Below are 23,700 nucleotides of genomic sequence, written 5' to 3' on the forward strand. Positions count from 1 at the left end.
GTCATTGGGAATGCCGTGGCAGACCACATGGTTGACCGAGGTGCACAGGTGTCCGGGGTAGGGAGGGTAGCCGGGCGGCTGGTAGCCGATGGTGGCGGAGACCGTGCCCTGCTGCGCCATGCATTCGGCGCCCAGGCGGTCGATCTCGGCCGTGGTGATGCCGGGCTTGATGTGGGGGGTGATGTAGTCCAGCACTTCCGAAGCCAGGCGGCAGGCCACGCGCATGGCTGCGATGTCTTCAGCGCTCTTAATGGTGATGCTCATGCCCGCAATTATCCCATTGCGCCTTCGGGCGTGCAGGGGTAAGGGGCGGCTGTCGCCATCGGGACGGCTCAGCCCGGTAAAATAGCGGCCTCACCGATTCAGCGCCTTGCAGCCAGCCCCCGGAGGGCGGGGCCGCAGGGCGCTTTTCACAAGCCTCCTCACCCAACAGGCCGCCACGTGACCTTGCATCTGACACAGTTGGAGGGTGGAAACGCTCTCAGCTCGTTCCGCGCCCAGCAGCTCCTGACCGAACTGGTCTCCATCCATCCCAAAATCACCGGCATTGCCGCGCGCTTCGTGCACCTGGTGGCCACGGACGCCGCACCCACGCCCGCATTGCAAGAGCGCCTCCAGGCGCTCTTGACCTATGGAGACCCCTATGAAGGCCCGGCCGACGGTGCCGCCCTGGTGGTCACGCCGCGCCTGGGAACGATCTCCCCCTGGGCCTCCAAGGCCACGGACATTGCCCGCAACTGCGGCCTGGGCGTGTTCCGCGTGGAGCGCATCACCGAATACCGCATCGCCTTCAAGACCGGGCTGCTGAGCAATGTGCTGGGCAGCGCGCCTGAGCTTTCGGCCGAGCAGACTGCACGGATCGCCGCCTTGCTGCACGACCGCATGACCGAGTCGGTCTTCGCCACGCGCGCCGAGGCCGAGCAACTGTTCTCCGCCCTGGACGCCGCTCCCATGGAGTTCGTCGATGTGCTGGGCGGCGGCCGCGCCGCGCTGGAGACTGCCAACCGCCAATGGGGCCTGGCCCTGGCCGACGACGAGATCGACTACCTGGTCGATGCCTTCAAGGGCCTCAAGCGCAATCCCACGGACGTGGAGCTGATGATGTTCGCGCAGGCCAACAGCGAGCACTGCCGCCACAAGATCTTCAACGCCCAGTTCACCATCGACGGCGTGGCCCAGGACAAGAGCCTGTTCGGCATGATCCGCAACACGCACCAGGTCTCGCCCCAGCACACGGTGGTGGCTTATTCGGACAACGCCTCCATCATGGAAGGCCATGAGGTCGAGCGCTTCGTCGCCACCTTCGAGGCGGCCCTGGACAAGATCAAGGCGCCCAGCTACCAGAAGAAGCAGGCCGTCAACCACGTGCTGATGAAGGTGGAGACGCACAACCACCCCACGGCCATCTCCCCTTTCCCCGGCGCATCGACCGGCGCGGGCGGCGAGATCCGCGACGAAGGCGCCACGGGCCGCGGCTCCAAGCCCAAGGCCGGCCTGTCGGGCTTCACGGTCTCCAAGCTGTGGGGCAGCGAAGTGGGCAAGCCCGAGCACATCGCCAGCCCGCTGCAGATCATGATCGAGGGCCCGCTCGGTGGCGCGGCCTTCAACAACGAATTCGGCCGTCCCAACCTGACCGGCTATTTCCGCGAGTACGAGCAGCAGGTCGGCGTGGGTGCCGATGCCGTGATGCGCGGCTACCACAAGCCCATCATGATCGCGGGCGGCCTGGGCGTGATCGACTCCGAGCTGACTCAGAAGATCGAATTCCCCGCCGGCACCCTGCTGATCCAGCTGGGTGGCCCCGGCATGCGCATCGGCATGGGCGGCGGCGCTGCCAGCTCCATGGCCAGCGGCACGAACGCGGCCGAGCTGGACTTCGACTCCGTGCAGCGCGGCAATCCCGAGATCGAGCGCCGCGCCCAGGAAGTCATCAACCACTGCTGGGCCCAGGGCGACAAGAACCCCATCCTGGCCATCCACGACGTGGGTGCCGGCGGCCTGTCCAATGCCTTCCCTGAGCTGACCAACGATGCGGGCCGTGGCGCGCGCTTTGACCTGCGCGCCGTCAACCTGGAGGAATCCGGCCTGGCGCCCAAGGAAATCTGGTCCAACGAAAGCCAGGAACGCTATGTGATGGCCATCGCTCCCGAATCGCTGGCCGAGTTCAAGGCCTTTTGCGAGCGTGAGCGCTGCCCGTTTGCCGTGATCGGCACGGCCACGGAAGAACGCCAGCTGGTGCTGGAGGACACGGCGGTGGCCTCGGGCGACCAGAAGTTCCCCGTGGACATGCCCATGAACGTGCTGCTGGGCAAGCCGCCCAAGATGCACCGCGACGTGGCCACCGTGCAGCGCGAGTTGCCGCCCATGGACCTGACCGGCGTGCCTCTGGAAAAGGCCGTGATCGACGTGCTGGCCCACCCCACCGTGGCCTCCAAGCGTTTCCTGATCACCATTGGCGACCGCGCCGTGGGCGGTCTCACGCACCGCGACCAGATGGTCGGCCCCTGGCAGGTGCCCGTGGCCGACGTGGCCGTGACCCTGGCCGACTACCGTGGCTTCAAGGGCGAGGCCATGGCCATGGGCGAGCGCACGCCGCTGGCCTCCATCAACGCCCCGGCGTCGGGACGCATGGCCGTGGCCGAGGCCATCACCAACATGCTGGCCGCGCCCATCGAGCTGTCCAAGGTCAAGATGTCGGCCAACTGGATGGCGGCTTGCGGCGAGCCCGGCGAAGACGCGGCGCTCTACGCCACCGTCAAGGCCGTGGGCATGGAGCTGTGCCCGCAGCTGGACATCTCTATCCCCGTGGGCAAGGACAGCCTGTCCATGCGCACCCAGTGGAACGAGGGCGGCCAGGTCAAGAAGGTGACCTCGCCCGTCAGCCTGATCATCACGGGCTTCGCCTCCATCGACGATGTGCGCGGCACGCTCACGCCCCAGCTGGACGCCACGGAAGACGACAGCACCCTGGTCCTGGTGGACCTGGGCCACGGCAAGATGCGCATGGGCGGCTCCATCCTGGGCCAGGTGCTGGGCCAGTCCGGCAATGAAACGCCTGACCTCGATGACGCCAAGGACCTGATCGCCCTGGTCGATGCCGTCAACGACCTGCGCGCCAAGGGCCAGATCCTGGCCTACCACGACAAGGGCGACGGCGGCCTGCTGGCCACCGTGGCCGAGATGGCCTTTGCCGGCCATGTGGGCGTGGCCATCAACGTGGACATGCTGGTCACCGAAGGTGACGGCATCAGCGACAGCCGCATGGACTCGGGCGAAGGCAAGAACTGGGCCTCCCAGATCAGCGGCCGCCGCGACGACATGACGCTGCGCGCACTGTTCAACGAAGAGCTGGGCGCCGTGCTGCAGATCCGCACGGCAGACCGCGCCGCCGTGCTGCAGACCCTGCGCGAGCATGGCCTGTCCACCTGCAGCCACATCATCGGCAAGACGCGCCCCGTCTCGTCCAAGGTCGATGCGGGCAAGGGCGAACTGCAGGTCTGGCGCGATGCCAAGTCCGTCTTCGGCGCCTCGCTCAGCGACCTGCACCAGGTCTGGGATGCCGTCAGCTGGAAGATTGCCCAGCAGCGCGACAACCCGGCCTGCGCCGACAGCGAGCACGCCGCAGCCGGCGAGCCTGCCGACCCCGGCATGCACCTGCACCTGACGTTCGACCCGGCCGAGAACCCCGCCGCACCCTTCCTGAACCTGGGCGCGCGCCCCCGCGTGGCCGTGCTGCGCGAGCAGGGCGTGAACTCCCATGTGGAAATGGCCTACGCCTTCACCGAAGCCGGCTTCGACGCGGTGGACGTGCACATGACCGACCTGCAAAGCGGCCGTGCGCAGCTGCAGGACTTCGCCGGCGTGGTGGCCTGCGGCGGCTTCAGCTACGGCGACACGCTGGGCGCCGGCATCGGCTGGGCGCGCTCCATCACCTTCAACGACAGCCTGTCCGCGCAGTTCCAGCAGTTCTTCGGCCGCAGCGACACCTTCGGCCTGGGCGTGTGCAACGGCTGCCAGATGTTTGCCGAGCTGGCCGACATCATTCCCGGTGCCCAGGACTGGCCGCGTTTCACGCAGAACCAGAGCAACCGCTTCGAGGCGCGCCTGTCCATGGTGGAAGTGCTGGAGTCGCCCAGCCTGTTCCTGCAGGGCATGGCCGGCAGCCGCCTGCCCATCGCCGTGGCCCACGGCGAAGGCTTTGCCAACTTCCGCTTCCGCGGCAATGCGGACAAGGCCATCGCCTCCATGCGCTATGTGGACAACCACGGCAAGGCCACCGAGCAGTACCCGTTCAACCCCAACGGATCGGCCGGCGGCCTGACGGCAGTGACCACGGCCGATGGCCGCTTCACGGCCATGATGCCCCACCCCGAGCGCGTGTTCCGCAACGTGCAGATGAGCTGGACCAACGGCGACAAGTCGGAATTCAGCCCCTGGATGCGCGTGTGGCGCAACGCCCGCAAGTGGCTGGGTTGATGCACTGAGCGACGCTGCAAAGCAGACAAAGGCCCTTCGGGGCCTTTTCTTTTTTCTGTTTCTTTTTGGCGGCTGCCGTTACGGCGCCAGCATCTGCGCCGTGCGCGCGCGGGCCTGCTGGACCAGGGTGGAGATCAGCACCGTCTCGGGCAGGTTGTGCCAGTAGCGGCGCGGCATCTCGCGCAGCATGGCCTGCTCCTTCAGGCGCGCCGGGTTGAAGGTGCTGGCGTAGTAGGTCAGCCACAGGGCCTCGCCCGCGTCGGCTGGCGGGGCATCGCTGCGGCGCGCGCCGGGCGCCAGGCGCAGCGCATGGCCGTCCCAGTGCGCGCTGCACTGCGGCGTGAGGATGGCCCAGTGCATGTTGGCAAAGCGCTTGCAGAAGAAGGGCGCTGCCGCGCGCACGATGTGGTGCTCGGGCTCGAACCAGGCGATGTGCAGCTCGGGCAGGTTCTGCCGCTGTGTCGTCCGAAAGCGCACGAAGGCGTGCATCTTGTGGATCTCGCGCGAGACGGGGCGGGCCAGGGCCTCGATGGCGCGCCAGTCCGCATCCAGCGCATCCAGCCGCAGTTCGGGCCGGGCCTGCATGCGCGCCAGCCAGCGGTGGCATAGCTCGAAGCGGCCCGCCGCGTGGTGCATGCAGGCATGGCGCAGCGCGGACATCTGGGTGTCAGACAGGGACAGCCCTGCCTCGCCGGGGCCGGCCAGCCCGGCGAGTGCCGAGGCGGGCATGGCCTGTTCCGGCGCGCTGGAAAACAGGTCCACGCCCGCGCCGAGTTGCTGCGCACCCCGCGTGTCGGGCCACCGCCAGCGCACCACAGCGGGGTCGGCGCCATGGGCCAGCAGCGCCCGGCAGGCTGCGCGAAAGCCGGGCCAGTCGTCGGGGCTGTCGAGTTCGATGGTGAGAGCCTGTGCTTGCATGGCGTGCTCCAGGCTTTAGAACAGGCTGGCCTGCAGCGCGCTTTGCACGCGCATGCCGCTGTGCCGTGCCTGGGCCTGGCTGGCCTGCGACTGCGCGATCAGCCGGGTGCGCAGCGCGGCCGAGTCGGTCTCGCCCAGCAGGGGCCGGTGGCCGTCGATCAGCACGAAGGGCAGGGCCTTTTGCACGGGGGCGCGCAGCCGCAGCAGATCGTCCAGCCGCAGCCTGCGCACGCGGCGCGCCGCCAGCAGGCGGTCCACCGTCTGCGTGCCCAGGCCCGGCACGCGCAGCAGCAGGCTGCGCGGCGCACGGTTGAGGTCCACGGGGAACTGCTGTCGGTTGGCCAGTGCCCAGGCCAGCTTGGGGTCGATCTCCAGGTCCAGCATGCCGTGGCGGCTGGCCGCCGCGATCTCGCCCGCCCCGTAGTCGTAAAAGCGCATCAGCCAGTCGGCCTGGTAGAGCCGGTGCTCGCGCATGAGGGGCGGCGCCTGCGGCGGCAGATCGCGCGAGGCATCGGGAATGGGGCTGAAGGCCGAGTAGTACACGCGGCGCAGGCCGTAGCCCGCATACAGCGTGTGGCTGGATTCGAGGATGTCGGCATCGGTTGCGCGGTCGGCGCCCACGATCATCTGCGTGCTCTGCCCGCCCGGCGCAAAGCGCGGCACGGCGGCGCGCTGCGCGGGCGCGCCGGGCAGGGACTGCGCCTGGCGCTGCTCGCGCGTGGCCGCGCGCCAAGCCTGCACATGCCGGTCCACGCCCTGCATGGCCTGGCGTATGCGCTGTCCATCCTTTTCAGGCGCGAACTGCGCCAGGCCGCTGGCCGTGGGCAGTTCCACATTGATGCTCAGGCGGTCGGCATGGCGGCCTGCCTGGGCCAGCAATTCGGGGGCGGCATCCGGGATGGTCTTCAGATGGATGTAGCCGCGAAAGTCATGCTCCTCGCGCAGGCGGCGCGCCACTTCCACCAGTTGCTCCATGGTGTAGTCGCTGGAGCGGATGATGCCGCTGGACAGGAACAATCCCTCGATGCAGTTGCGCCGGTAGAAGTCCAGCGTCAGCTGCACCACCTCGGTCACCGTGAAGCGGGCGCGCTGCACGTTGGAGCTCTTGCGGTTGATGCAGTAGCGGCAGTCGAAGATGCAGACATTGGTCAGCAGGATCTTGAGCAGCGAGATGCAGCGCCCGTCGGGCGCATAGCTGTGGCAGATGCCCATGCCGGTGACCGAGCCCATGCCCTTGCCGTCCAGCGAGTCGCGCCCCTGCGATCCGCTGGAGGCGCAGCTGGCGTCGTACTTGGCGGCGTCGGCGAGGATGAAAAGTTTGCGTTGCAGCTCCATTGCTGTATAAATATACAGTATATTTGCATGGCACGTCCGGTTTTCTGAGAGCCCATCCCCCAGCCAGGGTCTGGTCCGGCCTTGCCTGGCTGCGGGTCGAGCGCACTGTCGGGCTATCGCAATGGCCAGCGGATTGCAATGGTTGCCAGTGCAATGGAATGAAACCGTTTTCAGTGCGGAATGAGTGCTTGCTTTCAATCGGTGGCGATGTGCATCGCAGGAAATGGTGAATGCGTGTCTCCTGCGTCTTTCACAATGCCAGAAGGCTGGCATGGCTTGGTGCCATCAATGCATGCGCTGATATAGCGCAGCTGGCTGCGCGCCATGGGGTTCCCCATTCATGGGAGAGAGGCTGGGTGTTGTTGTGAATTGTTTCAAATTGCCGATAACTATTGCTGATAGGCTTTCAGGTTTGCCGGGCAGTGCCGTTTCATTCAATGCGCCCGGCGATGACAAACACTTGGAGAGGGAGCTTCGGTGTCGCGTGTATTAGGAACAGAGAGCGAAGTGCTGGCGCTGTCGCCGGACGCCTCATCCAGCAAGGCCGCCAAGGGCCTGCAATCGCCCGCCAAATGGCCCGCCATGGGCGCCAATGATGTGGCGGTCTGGGGTGAATGCCAGGGCAGCGGCAGCAAGCCCTACCAGACCCAGGTGGACCTGTCGGGGCCTTCCTTCAAATGCTCTTGCCCCAGCCGCAAATTCCCCTGCAAGCACGGGCTGGCGCTGATGCTGATGCGTGCCGGCGGGCAAGTCCCCGAAGGCGTTGATCCGCCCGCCTGGGTGCAGACCTGGCTGGACAGCCGCCAGGAAAAGGCCGAGAAGAAAGAGGCCAAGGCTGCCGCCGCAGCGGCCGAGCCGCCACCCGATCCCGAGGTCGCGGCCAAACAGCAGGCCAGGCGCGAAGACAAGCGCTGGGACAAGGTCGAAGCCGGCCTGCAGGAACTGTCGCTGTGGATGCAGGACATGGTGCGTGCGGGCCTGGCCAACCAGGCCAGCGACACGCAGATGCGCCAGCGCTGGAACAACATGGCCGCGCGCATGGTCGATGCGCAGGCCACGGGCATGGCGGCGCGCATCAAGGATTGCCGGGATCTGGTGGACAGCCACCGAGACTGGCCGCGCGACATGCTGGTGCAGCTGGGCCACTGGCAGTTGATCATCGACGCCGTGCGCCGCCGCGAATCGCTCAGCCCCGAGGTCAAGGCCGACGTGATGGCCGCGCTGGGCTGGCCCATGGACAAGGCCGAGGTGCAGGCCAGGGGCCAACTGGTCGAGGACGAATGGCTGGTGGCCGGCCTGCGCATGATCGAGCGCGAAGGCCGGCTCATGGAGCGGCGCGTCTGGCTGCAGGGCCAGCGCACGGGGCGCATGGCCCTGGTGCTGGACTATGCGCAGGGCGGCCGCGGCTTTGAATCGGCCTGGGTGCCGGGCCATCGCTACGGCTGCGCGCTGAATTTCTATCCGGGCCATGCGCCGCTGCGCGCCATTGCGGCCAATGGCAACGGGCCTGCGCTGCCTGCCGATGGCGCCAGCCCGCTGGCCACCTCGGCCGTGGGCGACGTCCTGCAACGGCTGGGCCAGCGCATTGCCGCCAACCCGCTGCAGGCCACGCAGCCGCTGTGCCAGGACCGGCTGCGGCTGGTGCCCGCCCAGGGCCAGTGGTTCGCGGCCTGGCCCCAAGCGCTGGATGCATCGCCGGTCACCCCTGGCACGGCGGCGCCAGTGCAGCCCGTTCCCGTGGCGATTGACGATGCCGAGGCCTGGCGCCTGCTGGCGCTCAGCGGCGGTGCGCCCATGCAGCTGTTTGGCGAATGGGAGCCCGGCCCGGCCGTGGGCCGCTGGCGGCTGCTGAGCGCCTGGCAGGCCCGCGAGGGTGAAACCGCCCAGCAATGTATCTGGCAGAACCAGGGTGATCCGGTATGAGCAACGCACAACTTTGGGCTGCGCTGCAGCAATCGGCCATGGTCGGCTCGGACCGGCTGGCCGTGCCGCCTGCGCTGGCTTCGGGCGTGGACCCGTCCGCAAGCGGGTCGCAGCAGGCCGTGCAGGCCGCGCTGCTGCCCCGCGCTGATGTGGCCGGTGACTCGCCCGCCCAGCAACTGCTGCGCGCCAGCGCCGTGGCGGCCGTGTTCGAGCGGGCCGGCTGGCAGCCTGGCGCGCAGGTGCGCCTGACGGCACCGCTGGCCGTGCCGGCCGCCGCGCCTGCGGAGTCGCGCACCGCGCCTGCCGATGCGCGCCTGCACACCCTGATGGGCGACGTGCTCAAGGACGGCCCGTTCGAGCTGCAGGCCTCCATGCTGCGCACCCTGGACCAGGCCGGCCAGCGCCTGCCCCACGATCTGCTGGTGCCTGCGCTGGAGCAGGGCCGCCAGTCCGTGGAACTGCGCCAGTGGCTGGCCCCCGTGCTGGGCGAGCGCGGACGCTGGCTGGGCACGCTCAACCCGCAATGGGGCTATGCCAGCGGCGTGGAGGAAACCGCCGACCCCGAACTGGTCTGGCAGGAGGGCTCGGTGGAGCAGCGCGTGGCCCTGCTGCGCAGCGAGCGCGCAACCGATGCCGCCAAGGCCCGCACGCGGCTGGAAGGCAGCCTGAAGGAGCTGGGCGCCAAGGAGCGCCTGCCCCTGGTCCAGGCCCTGGCCGTCGGGCTGGGCATGGACGATGAGCCGCTGCTCGAAAAACTGCTGTCCGACCGCAGCAAGGAGATCCGCGAGAACGCCGCGCAAATGCTCTCGTGCCTGCCGGACAGCGCGCACAGCCAGCGCGTCATGGGCTGGATGCAGTCCATGCTGCAGCAGGACGACAAGGGCCAGTGGATCGTGGAGCCTCCCGAAGAAGGCCTCAAGGAATGGGAGCGCGACGGCATCACGCTCAAGCCCGACGCCTACCACCGTGGCGGCAAGAAGGCCTGGCTGCTCGAGCAGATGGTGCAGCTCACGCCTGTGTCCTTCTGGACCCGCGCCCTGGGCCTGACGCCCTTGGAAGTGATGGAGTGGAGCCGGCGCAGCGACTGGAAGTCCTCGCTGCGCCAGGGCTGGGTGCGGGCCCTGCAGTACCAGTTGGACGTGGAATGGATCGATGCCGCCCAGACCATGGGCCGCGACATGCGCCACGACGCGCTCCTGCCCGCCCTCATGGCCCGGTTGTCCCGCGAGGAACGCGAGTCCCGCTGGATTGCCCAGTTCGAGCGCGACAGGCACAAGCTCATCGATGCCATCGAAGGCATGTCCCAGTCGCTGGGCGGCGCCGAACTGCTCTCGCCCGCGCTGTCGGCGCGGCTGACCGAGGCACTGCACGTGGCCGTGGGCGGCAAGCAGATCACGGGCAACTGGCACAGCTACCGCGCCGACCAGGCCCTGCTGTCCTGTGCGCGCATGCTGGACGTGACCGCGCTGGAGCGCTTTGCCGACCTTTGGCGCAAGCCCTCGGTGTTGGATGCGCAACCCGAGCCTGAGCCCGAGCCGCAGACCGAACCTGCGGCAGATGCCGGCGCGGCATCTGCATCGGCATCGGTATCCGTAGCAGCTGCAGCAGCAGTCACGGCCACCGCTGCCGCCACAGCCGCTGCAGTTGCCGCACCTGCAAGCATTCCCCTCACGCCCCAGCAGCAGGCGCGCCTCGAACGCAGCCGCGTGCGGCCCTGGGATGAAGAGCGCATGCGCGGCCATCTGGAGCGCATCGTCGATCTGCGCCTGGGCCTGCACCAGGCCTTTGTTGCCCTGCGCGGCCCGGCCTGAGCCGCGCCCGTCCTGCCGCATACCCCGAACCGAACCGAATCCAACCCTTACCCCTTCCCGGAAGCACACCATGAGCCAAGTCCTGCGCCAGCATGCCGAACAGCAATTCGCCGAAGAACTCGAAGCCCTGCGCAAGGTGGACGACCGTCCGCGTCCGCCCAACTGGAAGCTCTCGCCCTGGGCCGTGCTCCAGTACCTGATGGGCGGCAAGCTCGGCAACGGCTTTGAAGTCAGCCCCAAGTACATCGGCAATCCGCGCCTGATGGAAATCGCCGTCTCCACCCTGGCCACAGACCGCGCCCTGCTGCTATACGGCGTGCCGGGCACGGCCAAGTCCTGGGTGTCCGAGCACCTGTCGGCCGCCGTCAGCGGCGACTCCACCATGCTGGTGCAGGGCACGGCCGGCACCAGCGAGGAGCAACTGCGCTACGGCTGGAACTATGCCCAGCTGCTGGCCCACGGCCCGTCCGAGAAGGCGCTGATCCCCAGCCCCCTGGTCAATGCCATGAAGCTGGGCAAGATCGCCCGCATCGAAGAGCTGACCCGCATCCCGGCCGACGTGCAGGACACGCTGATCACCGTGCTGTCCGAAAAGACCCTGCCCGTGCCCGAGCTGGGCAGCGAAGTGCAGGCCGTGCAGGGCTTCTCGGTCATCGCCACGGCCAACAACCGCGACAAGGGCGTGAACGAGTTGTCCAGCGCGCTCAAGCGCCGCTTCAACACCGTCATCCTGCCCGTGCCGGCATCGCAGGACGAAGAGGTGCAGATCGTCACCAAGCGCGTGGCCGAGCAGGGCCGCGCCCTGGCCCTGCCCGCCGAGCCGCCGGCCCTGCAGGAAGTGCGCCGCGTGGTGCAGATCTTCCGCGAGCTGCGCAACGGCCAGACCGAAGACGGCAAGACCGTGCGCGTCAAGTCGCCCAGCAGCACGCTGTCCACGGCCGAGGCCATCTCGGTCATCAACAGCGGCATGGCGCTGGCCGGGCATTTCGGCGACGGCGTGCTGCGCGCGGGCGATGTGGCCTCGGGCCTGCTGGGCGCCGTGATCAAGGACCCGGTGCAGGACAGCGTGGTCTGGAAGGAATACCTGGAGACCGTGGTCAAGGAGCGCAGCGACTGGAAGGATCTGTACCGCGCCTGCCGCGAGCAGCTCTGAAGCCCCCAGTCCCGCACCGCTGACCGACCGCACCCTCTGCGCATCCCCTGTATGGCCACCTCTGCCAATCCGCTTCATTTCTTCGGCATCCGCCACCATGGCCCGGGCTGCGCGCGCAGCCTGCTGCAGGCCCTGGAGCAGCTGCAGCCCGACTGCCTGCTGGTGGAGGGCCCGCCCGAGGGCGAGTCCCTGCTGCCCATGCTGCAGCATGCCGACCTGCAGCCGCCCGTGGCCATGCTGGTCTATGTGCAGGACAGCCCGGCCCATGCCGCCTTCTATCCCTATGCCGAGTTCTCGCCCGAATGGCAGGCCCTGCAATGGGCGGCGCGCCAGGGCGTGGCCACGCGTTTCATCGACCTGCCCCAGACCCACCGCATGGCGCTGGACATGGCCGAGCAGGAGCGGCGCCGGGCCGAGGCGGCGGCAGCAGATGCAGCTGATGCAGGCGCGGATGCGGCCGATGGAGGCCAGGATGCAGATGCCGACACCGGCTCCGATTCCGACTCCGACTCCGACTCCGACTCCGACTCCGACTCCGACTTCGACTCCGACTTCGACTCCGACTCCGACTCCGACTCGGTCGCCGCTGCGGCAGACGGCAGCCAGCTCCAGAGCAATGCCGCCGAGGCCCTGGACCGCGACGACACCACGCAGTCCGTGCCGGCTGCCGACCTGGCCGTCGATCCCTCGGCACCGTCCCCGCAGGACTGGCACGATCCGCTGGACCTGCTGGCCGAGGCCGCTGGCTACCCCGACGGCGAAAGCTGGTGGAACCGCATGGTCGAGGAACGCGGCGACGGCGCCACCCTGTTCGAGGGCATTGCCGAAGCCATGACCGTGGTGCGCGCCGAGCTGCCCAACGAAGTGCGCGGAGAACGCCACGCCCAGCGCGAGGCATTGCGCGAAGCCTGGATGCGCCAGTGCATGCGCGAGGCCGTCAAGGCCGGCCACCAGCGCATTGCCGTGGTCTGCGGCGCATGGCATGTGCCGGCCCTGCAGGCCCAGGTCACCGCCAAGGCCGATGCCGCCACGCTCAAGGGCCTGCCCAAGGCCAAGGTCCAGGCCACCTGGGCACCCTGGACCTACCGCAACCTGTGCTCGTCCAGCGGCTATGGCGCGGGCGTGGATTCGCCGGGCTGGTATGAACATCTGTGGCGCTGCTCCGAGCCTGTGCCCGAGTCCATGTCTCAGTCCGCACCTGCTGCCGACCCGGCACGCGCCAGCACCCAGCGCACCGTCGGCTGGCTGGCGCGCGTGGCCCATCTGCTGCGCTCCAAGGACCTGGACTGCTCCAGCGCCCACATCATCGAGGCCACGCGCCTGGCCGAAAGCCTGGCGGCCCTGCGCGGCCACGCCAGCCCCGGCCTGCCCGAGCTGGACGAGGCCATCGTCACCGTCATCAGCATGGGCGAGCGCACGCCGCTGCGCCTGATCGAGCGCGAACTCAGCGTGGGCGACCGCATCGGCGGCGTGCCCGCCGACGTGCCCCAGGTGCCGCTGCAGCGCGACATCGAGCAGCAGCAAAAAAGCCTGCGCCTCAAGCCAGAGGCGGCCGCCAAGGTCCTGGCCCTGGACCTGCGCAAGGACACGGACCGCGAACGCAGCCACTTCCTGCACCGCCTGCGCCTGCTGGGCATAGAGTGGGGCAGCGTCACCACCGACCAGCAGCGCAACCGCGGCACCTTCCGCGAAAGCTGGCAGCTGCAGTGGGAGCCCGAGCTGGCCGTGCGCATCATCGAGGCCAGCCGCTACGGCGGCACCCTGGTGCAGGCCGCCGCCGCCAAGGTGCGCCAGGCGCTGACGCCCGAGACCCCGCTGCCCGAGCTGGCCAAGACCATCGACGACGCCCTGCTGGCCGACCTGCCGCACCTGGTCGATGCCCTCATGCACGACCTGGCTGACCGCTCGGCCAGCACCGGCGATGTTTCCCAGCTCATGCAGGCGCTGCCGCCGCTGGCCAATGTGCTGCGCTACGGCAGCGTGCGCCAGACCGACACCCAGGCCCTGGCCACGGTGATCGACAGCATGGCGCTGCGCGCCGCCATCGGCCTGCCCCTGGCCTGCATGGCGCTGGATGAAGACGCTGCAAGACACATGCAGGCCACGGTGCTGCAGGCCCACGAGGCCCTGCGCCTGCGCGATGCCGAGGAGCCGCGCGAAGCCTGGTTCGGCGCCCTGCGCAGCATTGCCATGGGCGACGCGGGCGCCGCCTTGCTGCGCGGCGCGGCCTGCCGCCTGCTGCTCGATGCCCACCGCCTGGACAGCGAGGCCGTGGCCACGCAACTGGGCCGCAATCTCTCGCTGGGCGTGCCGCCGCTGGACGCTGCCGCCTGGCTGAACGGTTTTCTCAACCGCCAGGCCCTGGTGCTGCTGCACGACGACGCCATCTGGGGCGCCGTCGATGCCTGGCTGGCGCAGCTGGGCGAGACCCAGTTCACCCAGATCCTGCCCCTGGTGCGCCGCAGCTTCTCGGCCTTCTCCAACCATGACCGCCAGAGCCTGGGCGAAAAGGCCCGGCGCGGCCAGGGCAGTGCGGCCGTGGCGGCTGCATCCGCAGGTGCCGCGGGTGCCGCAGGTGCGGCAGGCGATGGGAACGACGGCGCCTGGAACGAGGCGCGTGCCATTCTCGCCATTCCCGTACTCGATCAACTGCTGGGCCTGAACATGCCCGCGCAACCGCTGACCCGCCTGCAGGAGGCCCAGCCATGAACACCGCTGCCACCGTGAACGATGCACCCCTTGCCGGCGCCGACCCGCAGGAGACCGCCCCCCAGCCCACCACCCGCCTGCAACGCTGGCGCCTGGTGCTGGGCCAGCCGTCCGAGGCCAGCTGCGGCGGGCTGGGCCCAAAGGGCAGCTCCATCGACGAGATGGACAAGGCCCTGGCCGCGCTCTACGAAGAGGACAACAAGGACGGCGGCCTCTCGCGCCGCGGCGGGCGGGGCAACTCCTCGCCCAGCGTGGCGCGCTGGCTGGGCGACATCCGCAAGTACTTTCCCAGCCAGGTCGTGCAGGTCATGCAGCGCGACGCCATGGAGCGCCTGAACCTGCGCGAACTCATGCTCCAGCCCGAAATGCTGGAGCATGTGCAGCCCGACGTGCACATGGTGGCCGACCTCATCTCCCTGGGCTCCGTCATCCCGCAGAACACCAAGGAGACCGCGCGCATCGTCGTGCGCAAGGTGGTGGACGACCTCATGCGCCGCCTGGAAGAGCCCATGCGCAGCGCCGTCTCGGGCGCGCTGGACCGCAGCCAGCGCAACCGCCGTCCGCGCCACTCCGAGATCGACTGGAACCGCACCATCCGCGCCAACCTGCGCCACTGGCAGCCCGACTACCGCACCATCGTGCCCGAGACCCTGGTCGGCTACGGCCGCAAGGTCCGCCGCCCGCAGCGCGAAGTCATCCTGTGCATAGACCAGAGCGGCTCCATGGCCAACTCCGTCGTCTACTCCAGCATCTTCGGTGCCGTCATGGCCAGCCTGCCGGCCGTCGCTACCCGTCTGGTGGTCTTCGACACGGCGGTGGTGGACCTGACCGACAAGCTCTCCGACCCGGTGGATGTGCTGTTCGGCGTGCAGTTGGGCGGCGGCACCGACATCAACCGTGCCGTGGGCTACTGCCAGGGCCTGATCAGCGAGCCGCGCAACGCCATCGTCGTGCTCATCTCCGACCTCTATGAAGGCGGCGTGGAAAGCGGCCTGCTGCGCCGCGCCTCCGAACTGGTGGAGTCGGGCGTGCAGTTCATCACGCTGCTGGCGCTCAGCGACGAAGGCGCGCCTGCCTACGATGCACAATTGGCCGCCAAGCTGGCCGCGCTGGGCGTGCCGTCGTTTGCCTGCACGCCGGACGCCTTTCCGCAGCTCATGGCCGCCGCCATCCGCCGCGACGACGTGGCTGCCTGGGCGGCAGGGCAGGGCTTCAAGACCAGCAAGTGACGGACGGCCGGTCGGCCCCGTGACCGGGCTGGCCGCCGGGCATCTCCTACATGGGCAGGACATGCCCAGGCCCCATGATGGCGCCCAGGCAAAAAGAAGTTCCCCGAACAATTCACTGGAGTAATGCGATGGCTGGTGCTGGTTTGCTGATGCTGCTGGACGATATTGCAGCGATCCTGGACGACGTGGCCCTCATGACCAAGGTCGCGGCCCGCAAGAGCGTGGCCATGGCCGACGATGTGTCCGTCATGACCAAGGTGGCTGCACAGAAGACGGCTGGCGTGCTGGGCGATGACCTGGCCCTGAACGCCCAGCAGGTCACGGGCGTGCGGGCCGAGCGCGAGATTCCCGTGGTCTGGGCCGTGGCCAAGGGCTCGCTGATCAACAAGGCCATCCTGGTGCCGGCGGCGCTGCTCATCAGCGCCTTCATTCCCTGGGCTGTCACGCCGCTGCTCATGGTCGGCGGCGCCTTTCTGTGCTTTGAGGGTTGCGAGAAGCTGGCCCACAAATTCCTGCATTCGCCCGAGGAAGATGCCGTGGAGCGCGAGCGCCTGACCCAGGCCAATGCCGATGCGGGCGTCGATCTCGTCGCCATGGAAAAGGACAAGATCAAGGGCGCCGTGCGCACCGACTTCATCCTCTCGGCCGAAATCATCGCCATTACCCTGGGCACCGTGGCCTCGGCGCCGTTCGGGCAGCAGGTCGCCGTGCTGGCGGGCATTGCCCTCATCATGACCGTGGGCGTCTATGGCCTGGTGGCCGGCATCGTCAAGCTCGATGACCTGGGACTGTGGCTGGGCCAGCGTGCCAGCGCTGCGGCCCGCGCGCTGGGCCGGGGCATCGTCGCCGCCGCGCCCTGGCTGATGAAGGGGCTGTCCGTTGCGGGCACGGCCGCCATGTTCCTGGTGGGTGGCGGCATCCTCGTGCACGGCGTGCCTGCGCTGCACCACGCCGTGGAGGGCCTGGGCGAGGCCGTGGCCCAGGGCGCGCTGGGCGGCCTGTGGCGCGTGCTGGCGGTGAATGTGCTCAACGCGGTGGCAGGCATCGTGGCCGGTGCCATCGTGCTGGCGGCTGTCGAAGGCATCAAGCGCCTGCGCCGCCGCTGAGTCGCGGCAAACATCGCCCGCCGGCCCTGGAGCCGGCAAGGCACGCCACGGGGGCCGTACGGCCCCCGTTTGCATGGAATTTTCGCTTCGGCGCATCGCATTTGACTGTGGGCGCAAGCACATGCATTTCCCCTGGAACTCCGCAAGGCCAGGCGTCCTCCTGTCCCTTGGCGGCGGCGCAATGCGTTTGCGCCTGCCGGCCGCCGAGGCTCCGGGAGCGGCCCATTGCCGCAGCGGAGCCGTTGTCGGGACCGGGCGGCTGAATTCGCACCCGCACCGGTCCCTGGGTGTTCATCAGGGGGACTCCATGATTTCCAACCTCACCAAGGCCAGCGTGCTGCGGTCCGTCATCGCCGGCTGCACGCTCGCGCAAGCGGGCAGGGCCGAGAAACTCAGCACCGAGCGCGCGCGCACGGCGCTCAACCGCATCTGCGAGCTGCTGCATCTGCCCAACGACCTGGCCGCCATCCAAGCGGAGCCGCAGCTGTACCTCGAATCCCTGGCCCACTTCGAGAGCCTGCCCCAGTTCGAGCTGCGCACGCCGCTGGTGGCCAAGCTCAAGCAGGTGCTGGGCCTGCGCTCATCCAGGCAACTGACGCCGGCCGTGCTCGCGCAGGTCAGCGCGTCACAGCTCATCAACCAGGGCCTCTCCATCATCGCCCTGGCCGATCTGCAGGAGTGGCTGCTCAAGCATGACCTGTCGCTGAGGCATAGCCCGCCCATCACGGATATCGACTTCAGGGAGGCCCGAAAAGCCATTGCCTTGCTCGACGCCTTCGACTTCGACACCGAATCGCTGGAATGGCAAATGAATCACCTGGCCCGCAAGCGCGGCCGGGCCAGGAGCCGGCCTGCCCCGGCTGCCTGCGCAGTGGAATCCCTGCCTGCCGTCAGCACCACAGGGGCTGCGCCCTAATATCGGGGCTTCCCAACAAGGCCCGATACACCATGAAGTTCTCCTTGCTCGCTGCCGCGGCTGTGGCATTGCAACTGCTGGCGCCGGCGGCTGCCCTGGCGGCCGACGACATCGTGTTCAAGGACAGCGCCGGCCGCGTGCTCAGGCGCAGCGACCTGGACAAGGCCGATGGCCGCTTCAGCTGGGAGCTGCCCTCCGCCACACCCGTCAGCCAGGCCGCGCGCGATGCCCATGCCTTGGGCCGCGTTGCAGGGCAGAACGGCGATTACCGCGCCGCCCTGGCACATTTCGAGACTGCCTCGAAGCTGGCGCCCCGCTGGCCCTATCCCGTCTACGACGCTGCATTCACCTACCTGCTGCAAAAGGACTTTGACGCGGCCTATCGGCATTACCGGCGCGTGGATGCACTGGGGCCCAGGGGCTTCTTCACCGCCAAGACGGCCTTGCACAGCCTGCGCATGGAGCGTGATGGCAAGCTTCCCCAAGGCACCTACCTGCGCTACCTTGCCCTGGAGTGGGAAACCGACCGCGACAAGACGCGCCAGGCGGCCTTGGCCATGACCCGCGAGACGCCCGGCTTCGCTCCCGCCTGGAAGACGGCCGCCCACCTGGAGGACGACCCGGACAAGCGCCTGGCCCTGCTGGACAGCGGCCTGAAGGCCGACCCCGATGCCGAGACCCGCGGCTTTCTGCTCCTGAACAAGGCCATGGTGCTGCGCGAACGCAACCAGATCCCAGAGGCCATGGTGATGCTGGGAGAGCTTGCGGTAGACCCGCAGTCTCCGCTGGATGTCGAGGCCCTGGCGCGGCACACGCTGGCGCAGTGGGCGCGGCCCTGAGGCTGGCACCTGCACCTTCACCCGCCCTGCAGCCCGCTCAGCGCAGGGCGAGCTCCACGGCTTCCGCAGACAGCCCGTAGGCCTCCACGAAGACCTCGATGCGGTCCTGCGTCTGCGCGTTCACAAACGTCTCCATGCCCACGCTGTCCATCTCCCCTGACAGCATCTGGCCCGTATTCACGGGGCGGGTATCGAGCTGCTGCGCCAGCACGCAGCAGTCCTCTCCCTCCGGCTGCAGGCCGATGAGCCCCGTCTGGTTGTTGATGGCAATCACCCTGGCTTGTCTTTGCATGCTCCACCCTGTCGTCTGAATCCGTCGTTTCTGGAATGGCGAAAAGGCGCCGCCTTGTGCAACGCCCTTGCCTGTCCTGGCGACTGTAGGCAAGGCTTGGGGACGGCGGTAGAGGCCCGGGGCTTGGTGGACTGCCAAGGGAAATTTACGAATGGCTTTCGGAGATGCTGGATTTTCTGTTGAATGTGGCGGATGTGCCGAGGCGGTTGCAAGGCGCTTTGACCCGGCGACCTGGAGTGGATGCACTCGACGCGGCATCTGCTGTGCGATGGCCATGCATGGCGAGGAATGCATGAAACCTTCCGAAGCGCTGGCTTTGAACCGTACCGGGATTGGCCATGTGGTCGAGTCCCACCGTGCGACCCTGATGGATGAGGCCGCCATCCAGGAGGAACTGCAGCGCCTGCTGGGCGTGTCGGTCAATGGGCTGACGCCCAGTGCCTTGCCGGAGGCCTTCCGCAGCCAGGTGCTGGCCGAGGCGCTGCCGATGTGGGCAAGGCATTGCGCGCCAACGTTCCTTCCTGATGAATCGGCAAGTGGACGGCATCTGCCGCAAACCTGCGATAGATACCTGACCAAGCACCTTCATTGCGGGTATCGCGGGCAGCCTTCCTCTCTCAGCTCCCCAGCGCCCCGCGCACGGCAGCGCGCTCTCCCATGCGCTTGAAATGCGCCTGCACCTTGGGGAAACCGGCGATGTCCACGCCGTCGCCTTCCAGCCAGCCGGCAATGGTGAACAGATAGGCGTCGGCCACGGAATAGTCCGAGCCCAGCACCCAGGGGGCATCGCCCAGGTAATGGCGCTCGATCACGCCAAAGCATTCGGCCATGTTGGCTGCCACCTTGCGCTGCATGGAGGCAATGGCCGCTTCGTCATCGGCCCAGCGGCCTGCGCGGCGCCCGTGGGCGTGGGCCACGTGCACGGTGGAGGACAGGTAGCTGTGGAAATCCTGCATGTGGGCAAAGGCATACGCATCGTCGAGCGGGGCGAGCCGGGCCTCGGGGAAGCGGCGCGCAACGTAGGCCAGCAGGGCCGGCGTTTCGGTGAGCACGCCGCGCTCGGTCACCAGGGCGGGCACGCGGCCCTTGGGATTGATGGCCAGGTATTCGGGGCTGCGCTGCTCGCCCTTGGGGAAGTCGAGCTTGATGACTTCGTGCGGCGCATTGGCTTCGATCAGGGCGATGCGGGTGGCCAGGGCGCAGGTGCCGGGCGCGTAGTAGAGCTTGAGGGTGGTCATGAAAGAGACGGGTAGGGGTGGGATACGGGCAGATTCTGCCGTCGGCGCCGATGGCCGGACCGGCCCTCCAACTTAGTGCGTATTGCAGGGGCGTGCAAGCGGCATCTGCGTCTTTGCTTATGCCGGTCCGGGGTGTTACAGCGCCCGGCTTCCTGTCCTGTCGAAAGGAGCCGTCAATCGCCGGCCGGGTCACTGCCCTGACCGATCACCTTCATGCGCTTCTCCACATCCTTGATCAATGCAGACGGCGTGATGTCCAGGGCATCGCAAAGCTGAAACAGCATGCGGATGCTTGGGCTGTTGCGGCCCAACTCTATCAACGACACATAGGAACGGTCCATGTCTGCGCGCAGAGCCAAGTCTGTCTGCGACCAATTGCGCTTTGTTCTCAGGCTGCGCAGCGCCTGTCCGAATGCCTGATCTGGTTCCACGTTGCTTGCTCAAAATATTCAGCAAGGTTCGCTCTAGGCAATTGGTGATTTGTTGAATATATTCAGCAAAATCATTGGCTTCGATAGATTGAGCCAAATATGTTGGCGCGCGCCAAAAAAGCCTTGGCAAGAGTTCACGCAAATCAGGGGGAGGACGTAGTCAATGCACCAATGCAACTGCGACGGCGCAATGCCATGCGATTGCGAAGAGCAGGTCAACGATGCGCTGTGCCAGATGGGCGCTGCACTGAGCGTGCTGGAGATGCATGCCGAGCGCGTGCAAAGCCCGGAAATCTCTGCTATCCGTGATCTGCTGCACCGCTACCACGAAGAGGCCCACCATGCGGCGGGCCTGGTGCACATGGCCGCGCCGGTGGTCTGCCTGCTGAACGATCTGTCTCTGAACCTGCGGCGGATCATCGCCCTGGTCGGGCGGCTCCATGGCGACGACAACGACGATCCCATCCTCTACGCGGTGAGCTATCTGTTGCTGTCCGCCAGGCGTTTTGCCGAGGGCGGGGCCTGCACGGAGGCCCTCCTGGCCGGCAGCAATGGCCGCGCCGAGAACCAGTAAGCCGCAGCCACGGCCTCGCACCTAGAACCCGGCATCACACATCGGTGGCCGCTGGCCTGCCGCGCAATGCGTTGCATGCATCCAACGCCATCCGATCCAGACGAGCAGGTCCGCGATGCGCTGTGCCGGATGGAAGCCGCACCGAGCGTGCTGCAGATGCATGCCGAGTGGGCTGTCTGTTGCTGTCCGCCAGGCGTTGTTCCAAGAGCGGGGCCTGCATTGCTCCCGCTCTGGCGGGCAGCAATGGAGGCACTCAGAACCGATAGGCCGCAGCCACACGCACCTCACGCCCGAAGCCCAGCGCGCAAAATTGCGCGCCGCCACGGAAGGTGTTGCATTGCGTGCGGTACTGGCTGTCGGTGAGGTTGCTGAGGTTGACCGAGAAGCGCCACGGGCCGGTGGTGTAGGCGGCCATGGCGTCCCACAGCGTGTAGGCGTCGTTCATGGGGGTCTTCACGCCGTCCATGGGCAGCTCGCCAGGCGTGGCGCTGATGTGGCGCAGGCCCAGGCCCAGCTCCAGGGCGCCGCGCTGGTACTTGCCCCACAGCGATGCGGCATGGCGCGGCGTGGCGCCGGGGCGCGCGCCGATCTCGATGGCGTTGTTGCTGCGCGTGACCCTGGAGTCGAGGTAGGTATAGGCCGCAATGGCCGAGAAGCCGCCGCCGATCTCGCCCTGGGCCTGCAGCTCCAGCCCCCGGTTGCGCACTTCGCCGGTCTGCACGTCGAAGCGAGGGTTGAGTGTGGATGGCGTGCGCACATTGCGCTTGCGCAGGTCGAACACGGCGGCGCTGAGCGTGTAGCCGGCCGATGGAGGCGCGTAGCGCAGGCCGGCCTCGAACTGGCGCGCGGTCTCGGGCTCGTAGGGCCTGCCGTTGGCGTCGGTGGCCGTGACCGTGGTCAGCGGCGGCTGGAAGGAGTTGTTGAAGGACACATAGGGAGCCAGGCCGCTGGGCGCCAGGTAGATCAGGCCCAGCCGCCCGGTGACGGCGCTGTCGGTGCGGCGCACGGTGGTGATGGCGAAGGGCGCGTTGGCTGCGGCGCGCGCGTCGTAGTCGGTGTCTATGCGTGCGCTGTCGCGGCGCAGGCCGGCGCTGAGCACCCAGCGCTCGCCGAACTTGATCTGGTCCTGCACGTACAGACCCGCCTGGTGCGTGCGGGCCAGCGCGCGGTCGCTGAGGTAGTTGTCATTCCAGTTCGGCGCGATGTGGATGGGGTTGACCAGGTCCAGCGGCGCCACGGCGCCGTTGAGCGAGTAGATGCGCCAGTCGAGCCTGGAGCGGTAGTAGTCGAAGCCCACGGCCCACTGGTGCGAGACGGCACCCGTCCGGTGGCGGCCTTCGATCTGCGTGTCCATGACCCAGGTCTGTTCGGCGTCGGGCCGCACCATGGCCAGGCGTGCCATGCCGCGCTGGTCGGCCGTCAGGCCCCGGTTGCGCATCTCGCGCCGGTCGTTGCGGCCGTCCAGGTAGCGCAGGTTGTTGCGCAGCGTGAGCTGGTCGTTCAGGCGGTGCTCCAGCAGCCAGCCCACGCTGGCATTGCGCTTGTGGTGGCCAGATCCCGGTCCGCTGACGTTGATGTCCGTGGCCGACCAGCCCGCAGGCGTCTGGCGGTAGTAGGGGATGACGAAGCCGGTTTCGTCCTCCTGATACTGCGCCAGCAGGGTGAGGCTGGTGCGCTCGCCCAACAGTGTGAAGGAGGGGGCGATGTAGCTGCGATCGGCGCGCAGGCCATTCCACTGCGTGCCCGATTCGCGCTTGAGCACGGTCAGCCGGGCCAGTGCCGTGCCCTGTTCATTGATGGCGCCACCGATGTCGGCCGTGAGCTGGCGCCGGTCGTGGCTGCCGAATTCCACGCCCACTTCGCGCTGCATGCCGGCGCGCGGGCGCTTGGTGACGGCATTGATCAGGCCACCGGGCGCGGACTGGCCGTACAGCACCGAGGCCGGGCCGTGCACGACTTCCAGCCGCTCCAGCCCATATGGCTCCAGGTTGGTCATGAAGCCGTTGTGGACCATGCGCATGCCGTCGCGGTACAGGCCCGTGCCGGTCAGATAGAAACCGCGCACGGCCACGTCGTCATCGGTGACGCCGTAGTCCATGGGACGCACGCCCGCGCTGTAGCGCACGGCCTCGGCCACGCTGGAGATGGCCTGGTCGCGGATCTGGGCCTCGCCGATGATGCTGACCTGCTGCGGCGTCTCCAGCAGCGGCACATCCATCTTCATGGCCGAGGCGCTGCGGCGCGGCGCGTAGCCGGGCACGGCGCCCCAGGCGCTTTCATGCTCGGCATCGGCCAGCACGTTCACGGTAGGCAGTGCATGCTCGGCCGCGGCCCCGGGCCGCGCACGGTGCACGGCCCAGCCGCCTTCGGCCGTGCGCGTGGCCTGCAGCTGGTGCGGGGCGAGCAGGGCGGCAAGCCCTTCTTGCAAGCCGCGCGTACCGCTCAGCGCCGCCGACTGTCGGCCCTGGACCAGGGCTGGATCGAACGAGAGGGTGATGCCTGCCTGGCGCGCAAGGCTGTGCAGGCTGGTCTCCAGATCACCGGCCGGCAGGTCGAACCGGATGGACCTGGCATCCGGGGCGGAGCTCGGGCTCTGGGCCAGAGCGGTCGCTGGCAGGCCCAGCGTGATCAACAGGCCCAGCGCCAAGGCCTGCGTGGCCAGGGCCGTGGGGCGTGTGCAGGAGGGCGGATGGGCAGCGTGGCGGGTACTGGGCAGGCTGGGCATGGAGGCAGTCCTTGAGAAACGGCAA

General features: G+C 68.1%; 18 protein-coding genes. 11 read left to right on the forward strand and 7 right to left on the reverse strand.

The features are described from left to right. Nucleotides 1–264 (reverse strand): M24 family metallopeptidase (locus DA1_RS20785; protein WP_155737661.1); only part of this gene is annotated, 264 nt, incomplete at its 3' end. 177 nt (nucleotides 265–441) lie between these two features. Here DA1_RS20785 and purL point away from each other — a divergent pair. After that, a complete protein-coding gene (gene purL / locus DA1_RS20790) occupies nucleotides 442–4,476 on the forward strand; it encodes a phosphoribosylformylglycinamidine synthase (RefSeq protein WP_034396027.1) in 4,035 nt (1,344 codons plus the stop codon). A 78-nt stretch (nucleotides 4,477–4,554) separates the two neighbouring features. Here purL and DA1_RS20795 read toward each other — a convergent pair whose 3' ends face one another. After that, complete coding sequence (locus DA1_RS20795; protein WP_034396023.1) at nucleotides 4,555–5,394, reverse strand: TIGR03915 family putative DNA repair protein; 840 nt, start codon at nucleotides 5,392–5,394, stop codon at nucleotides 4,555–4,557. Nucleotides 5,395–5,409: 15 nt separating this feature from the next. Continuing rightward, on the reverse strand, nucleotides 5,410–6,729 hold the full coding sequence (locus tag DA1_RS20800) for a putative DNA modification/repair radical SAM protein (RefSeq protein WP_034396020.1): 1,320 nt from the start codon (nucleotides 6,727–6,729) through the stop codon (nucleotides 5,410–5,412). 477 nt (nucleotides 6,730–7,206) lie between these two features. Between DA1_RS20800 and DA1_RS20805 the strand changes: the two genes are divergently transcribed. The 8 genes from DA1_RS20805 (at nucleotide 7,207) to DA1_RS20840 (ending at nucleotide 18,415) form a co-directional block, all read left to right on the forward strand. After that, nucleotides 7,207–8,652 (forward strand): SWIM zinc finger family protein, encoded by a 1,446-nt coding sequence (locus DA1_RS20805; protein WP_034396017.1) that lies wholly within the window; start codon nucleotides 7,207–7,209, stop codon nucleotides 8,650–8,652. Next, a complete protein-coding gene (locus tag DA1_RS20810) occupies nucleotides 8,649–10,463 on the forward strand; it encodes a DUF5691 domain-containing protein (RefSeq protein WP_034396015.1) in 1,815 nt (604 codons plus the stop codon). The genes DA1_RS20805 and DA1_RS20810 overlap by 4 nt, the downstream gene beginning before the upstream one ends. 70 nt (nucleotides 10,464–10,533) lie before the next feature. Then, nucleotides 10,534–11,616 (forward strand): AAA family ATPase, encoded by a 1,083-nt coding sequence (locus tag DA1_RS20815; RefSeq protein WP_012206645.1) that lies wholly within the window; start codon nucleotides 10,534–10,536, stop codon nucleotides 11,614–11,616. Nucleotides 11,617–11,667: 51 nt separating this feature from the next. Continuing rightward, complete coding sequence (locus tag DA1_RS31150) at nucleotides 11,668–14,325, forward strand: DUF5682 family protein (RefSeq protein ID WP_034396013.1); 2,658 nt, start codon at nucleotides 11,668–11,670, stop codon at nucleotides 14,323–14,325. Further along, a complete protein-coding gene (locus tag DA1_RS20825) occupies nucleotides 14,322–15,554 on the forward strand; it encodes a VWA domain-containing protein (protein ID WP_034396011.1) in 1,233 nt (410 codons plus the stop codon). Before DA1_RS31150 ends, DA1_RS20825 begins: the two co-directional genes overlap by 4 nt. Before the next feature lie 128 nt (nucleotides 15,555–15,682). Further along, nucleotides 15,683–16,660 carry a DUF808 domain-containing protein gene (locus DA1_RS20830; protein WP_012206642.1) on the forward strand — a complete coding sequence of 326 codons (978 nt, stop codon included), beginning with the start codon at nucleotides 15,683–15,685 and terminating at the stop codon, nucleotides 16,658–16,660. Nucleotides 16,661–16,967: 307 nt separating this feature from the next. Continuing rightward, nucleotides 16,968–17,576: a hypothetical protein gene (locus DA1_RS20835; protein ID WP_034396009.1), complete on the forward strand. Its 609-nt coding sequence runs from the start codon at nucleotides 16,968–16,970 to the stop codon at nucleotides 17,574–17,576. A 32-nt stretch (nucleotides 17,577–17,608) separates the two neighbouring features. Next, a complete protein-coding gene (locus DA1_RS20840; protein ID WP_034396007.1) occupies nucleotides 17,609–18,415 on the forward strand; it encodes a tetratricopeptide repeat protein in 807 nt (268 codons plus the stop codon). Between the two features lie 37 nt (nucleotides 18,416–18,452). Here DA1_RS20840 and DA1_RS20845 read toward each other — a convergent pair whose 3' ends face one another. Further along, a complete protein-coding gene (locus tag DA1_RS20845; RefSeq protein ID WP_034396005.1) occupies nucleotides 18,453–18,707 on the reverse strand; it encodes a hypothetical protein in 255 nt (84 codons plus the stop codon). A gap of 292 nt (nucleotides 18,708–18,999) precedes the next feature. On the opposite strand from DA1_RS20845, the gene DA1_RS31565 reads away from it, so the two are divergent. Then, nucleotides 19,000–19,374 (forward strand): hypothetical protein, encoded by a 375-nt coding sequence (locus tag DA1_RS31565; RefSeq protein ID WP_373861121.1) that lies wholly within the window; start codon nucleotides 19,000–19,002, stop codon nucleotides 19,372–19,374. Here DA1_RS31565 and DA1_RS20855 read toward each other — a convergent pair. Then, a complete protein-coding gene (locus tag DA1_RS20855; protein ID WP_034396003.1) occupies nucleotides 19,325–19,945 on the reverse strand; it encodes a glutathione S-transferase family protein in 621 nt (206 codons plus the stop codon). The two genes, DA1_RS31565 and DA1_RS20855, sit on opposite strands and share 50 nt — an antisense overlap. Nucleotides 19,946–20,118: 173 nt before the next feature. Then, on the reverse strand, nucleotides 20,119–20,376 hold the full coding sequence (locus DA1_RS20860; RefSeq protein WP_034396000.1) for a helix-turn-helix domain-containing protein: 258 nt from the start codon (nucleotides 20,374–20,376) through the stop codon (nucleotides 20,119–20,121). Nucleotides 20,377–20,539: 163 nt separating this feature from the next. Here DA1_RS20860 and DA1_RS20865 point away from each other — a divergent pair, with 163 nt between their 5' ends. After that, nucleotides 20,540–20,950, forward strand: coding sequence for a hypothetical protein (locus DA1_RS20865; protein WP_051940936.1), 411 nt, complete (start codon nucleotides 20,540–20,542; stop codon nucleotides 20,948–20,950). Nucleotides 20,951–21,203: 253 nt separating this feature from the next. Here the strand turns inward: DA1_RS20865 and DA1_RS20870 are convergent, their stop codons facing one another. Continuing rightward, nucleotides 21,204–23,675: a TonB-dependent siderophore receptor gene (locus DA1_RS20870; RefSeq protein WP_034395998.1), complete on the reverse strand. Its 2,472-nt coding sequence runs from the start codon at nucleotides 23,673–23,675 to the stop codon at nucleotides 21,204–21,206. Nucleotides 23,676–23,700 lie beyond the last annotated feature (25 nt).

It is taken from the genome of Delftia acidovorans NBRC 14950, from assembly GCF_001598795.1.
GTDB classification, from domain to species: domain Bacteria; phylum Pseudomonadota; class Gammaproteobacteria; order Burkholderiales; family Burkholderiaceae_C; genus Comamonas; species Comamonas acidovorans.

Coding starts and splice junctions, on each gene's coding strand:
- DA1_RS20795 (WP_034396023.1), bottom strand. CDS start 5,394: ATGCAAGCACAGGCTCTCACCATCGAACTCGACAGCCCCGACGACTGG.
- DA1_RS20800 (WP_034396020.1), bottom strand. CDS start 6,729: ATGGAGCTGCAACGCAAACTTTTCATCCTCGCCGACGCCGCCAAGTAC.
- DA1_RS20810 (WP_034396015.1), top strand. CDS start 8,649: ATGAGCAACGCACAACTTTGGGCTGCGCTGCAGCAATCGGCCATGGTC.
- DA1_RS20815 (WP_012206645.1), top strand. CDS start 10,534: ATGAGCCAAGTCCTGCGCCAGCATGCCGAACAGCAATTCGCCGAAGAA.
- DA1_RS31150 (WP_034396013.1), top strand. CDS start 11,668: ATGGCCACCTCTGCCAATCCGCTTCATTTCTTCGGCATCCGCCACCAT.
- DA1_RS20825 (WP_034396011.1), top strand. CDS start 14,322: ATGAACACCGCTGCCACCGTGAACGATGCACCCCTTGCCGGCGCCGAC.
- DA1_RS20830 (WP_012206642.1), top strand. CDS start 15,683: ATGGCTGGTGCTGGTTTGCTGATGCTGCTGGACGATATTGCAGCGATC.
- DA1_RS20835 (WP_034396009.1), top strand. CDS start 16,968: ATGATTTCCAACCTCACCAAGGCCAGCGTGCTGCGGTCCGTCATCGCC.
- DA1_RS20840 (WP_034396007.1), top strand. CDS start 17,609: ATGAAGTTCTCCTTGCTCGCTGCCGCGGCTGTGGCATTGCAACTGCTG.
- DA1_RS20845 (WP_034396005.1), bottom strand. CDS start 18,707: ATGCAAAGACAAGCCAGGGTGATTGCCATCAACAACCAGACGGGGCTC.
- DA1_RS31565 (WP_373861121.1), top strand. CDS start 19,000: ATGAAACCTTCCGAAGCGCTGGCTTTGAACCGTACCGGGATTGGCCAT.
- DA1_RS20855 (WP_034396003.1), bottom strand. CDS start 19,945: ATGACCACCCTCAAGCTCTACTACGCGCCCGGCACCTGCGCCCTGGCC.
- DA1_RS20865 (WP_051940936.1), top strand. CDS start 20,540: ATGCACCAATGCAACTGCGACGGCGCAATGCCATGCGATTGCGAAGAG.
- DA1_RS20870 (WP_034395998.1), bottom strand. CDS start 23,675: ATGCCCAGCCTGCCCAGTACCCGCCACGCTGCCCATCCGCCCTCCTGC.